Raw genomic sequence first — 2,872 nt, forward strand, 5'->3', positions numbered from 1 at the left:
ATGCTGGACGAAGCGTGATTGCTGAATCCATTGCGACCCAACTGTGGTCACCAGCAATAAAAGTAGCAAGTGGTGGTTCTCATCCGGTTGGCTCTATTAACCCTGTGGTCAAGCAGTTTTTAGAAGATCATTCGATGCCGATACCTCATAATTACTCGCATTCTTGGGAAGAGCGGACTGCTTTTCAACCTGACATCGTCATCATTCTTTGTGACACTTTACATAAAGAGCGAGCACCTATGTGGCTGTCTGGAGGGATGAGGATAAATTGGCAAGTCGACGCCTTTGATAACAAACTTTCAGACCGCGATAAATATGCTCATTGTCACAGACTTAGAGACTCACTTTATCGCCGCTTATCTATTACTGGTGAACTATTACAAAGTGATATATCCAAAGAAGAGTTGGAGATAAAATTAATCGAGCTAAAAGGTATGTAGCCCTTGCTCATTCTGTGATAACTCGTGAGCAAATCTCTAAAAGTAAAGATTTAAAAAATCAGAATAGTACATGGAGCATTTAAGACGAAGGTGTATCCAAGATGTCTGTAGTAGCTGAATGAATTTAGTCACTATAGTGGAGGGTCGCAACACCTGAAGTAATTCTTTGAATACTAATTTCGTAAAGCGACGGAAACGTTTCTGTCCAGAGGTTTGCTGACAGTGCATGAAACACGAAATTGCCCCAAAATCGTTTAGAGTCAGTACCCTATGCTACAGAAACTCCATGAGTTTGCCCTACTAAAAGTAATCCCATCAATACCCCATAAATTCTAAAATATGCCATTTGTTTGACATGAGCATCAGTTGCGCATATTCGATTGTGCTAGCCTCCAAAAAGTCAGCATTACACCACTTTAAAGGGGAAGTGGGCATTCGTACCTCACAAAATTTTATCCAACTATTTTTAGACAGTTAAAACAGCGTGGGTATCAGGCAGAATCGAAGCGGAACGAATATGGTAACTAAGAAGTTTGACCTAAATATAGATCGAATGCTTGAAAACTGGGATATATTCCATGCAGTTCGGGAAATCATTGCAAATGCTCTCGACGAGCAGATATTGACTGACACAAAGGACATTATTATTTCACGTGATGACCGAGGTCATTGGTGCATAAGGGACTTTGGCCGTGGCCTTAGACACGAGCACTTCACGATGAACGAGAATCAAGAAAAGCTCGAACATCCCGGACTCATCGGAAAATTCGGTGTGGGCTTGAAGGATGCTCTAGCCACATTCGATCGCTTGGGCATCGAGACCCGTATCCGCTCTAAGTTCTGCGATGTCTCCTTCGACCGTTCTGAAAAACATGATTTCTCTGATGTCATCACGCTACATGCCTGTATCTCCGAACCGTCCGACCCTGCATTCGTCGGAACAGAATTCATCTTGAAAGGCTGTTCTACAGATGATATCGAGAAGGCGAAGCGTCTATTCCTGCGCTTCTCCGGTGAAGAATGTCTAGAGAAAAACCAATATGGAGAAGTCTTGCGGAAAGTGGGCAGGGTCTCTTTCATTTACATTAACGGTATCCGCGTCGCCGAAGAAGAAAATTTTCTGTTCTCCTACAACATCACTTCGCTGACGGCTGCTATCAAGAAGGCTCTCAATCGCGAACGAACGAATGTCGGGAGAACCGCCTACTCCGACCGAGTTAAGTCCATTCTGCTCGCTTCCTCTTCGGAAGCAGTTGCTAAAACTCTCGTCAATGACCTCGGTAACTTTGGGAGTGGCTTACTCCACGACGAAATGAAATGGACGGATGTCTCCGTTCATGCATCGAAGATCACCAATGCGTCGGGAAACGTCCTGTTCCTGACGGATGAGGAGATTATGAATGCTCCGCGTTTCGTCGAGGAAGCTCGGGCAAATGGGCGGCAGATAATCACAATCCCGAGTAACGTCAAGGAAAAGCTGTCGGGACAGGTTGATACTGAAGGAAACGTAATACAGGATTTAGGCAATTTCATTTCTGGGTGGAACGATTGTTTCGAGTTCAAATTTGTCCCACTAGAAAAGCTTTCACAGGCCGAAAGAGTGGTGTTTGGCACGACCGGAAAGCTCGCAGATCTAGTCGGTGGACTTCCTTCGAGAGTTCAGTCGGTGAAGATCTCGGAAACGATGCGCCCCGAGACGGGGGGCTTCTCGGAAGCTAGGGGGCTTTGGACAGGTAAGGAAATTATCATCAAGCGCGACGAACTCGCTTCTGTCGAGAGCTATGCGTCGACCCTGCTTCACGAAATAGCTCATGCTCGAAGCGGAGAGGTCGACGTCACAATCGGTTTCGAACAAGAGCTGACCTCACTCCTCGGGATGGTTGCATCGAAAGCACTACTTACTATAGCTGACGAGCACACAAGAGCCCGATTACCTGAAACCCATACTTCATCGCCGCCCCCACAAACATCGAATCGAGACTCAACTCCAAAGAAAAAAGCAGGCTTTTGGGCAAGGTTTTTCGGCAATCCTTAGGGTGACGTGATAGTGCCCATCATCATCCATATTCATGCGCAGATTCTGATGAACTGTTCGCTGTACGGATGATTAGTTCATTGATTTAGGAAACTGCGTTCTCCGTTTCCTCCAAATTCTGCGTATCCGAACAACATGGCTTAGGACACCTATTCTATCTAAGCTGTTTCTGCCCCCGCCCCGCCTTGACTCAGGTTTATCTGTTTTGAAACCTCCATGTCCGAGGTGTTCTGACGAGACTTGTAACACAGAAATGCCCCATTTCGTGTTTGTTAGTTTATTAGCAGAGAAAGGTGAAAGCCGGATAACTCACTCTTTATACAAAACTTTTGTGTTAAGTGTGCGGAATATTGAGTATTCATCGATACTTAAATTGTGTCATGTGAGCTATTGTTTA

2 protein-coding genes are annotated in these 2,872 nt (G+C 45.3%); both read left to right on the plus strand.

Translation table 11 applies throughout. The features are described 5' to 3' along the window. Nucleotides 1-440, plus strand: a 440-nt coding sequence (locus CAG68_RS05670) for an arsenate reductase/protein-tyrosine-phosphatase family protein (RefSeq protein WP_161440907.1), incomplete at its 5' end; no start/stop codon positions are given. 517 nt (nt 441-957) lie between these two features. After that, on the plus strand, nt 958-2,475 hold the full coding sequence (locus CAG68_RS05675; protein ID WP_161440908.1) for an ATP-binding protein: 1,518 nt from the start codon (nt 958-960) through the stop codon (nt 2,473-2,475). The last annotated feature ends 397 nt before the right edge of the window (nt 2,476-2,872 follow it).

The organism is Vibrio sp. V42_P2S4T144 (assembly GCF_009904715.1).
Lineage (GTDB): Bacteria > Pseudomonadota > Gammaproteobacteria > Enterobacterales > Vibrionaceae > Vibrio > Vibrio alginolyticus.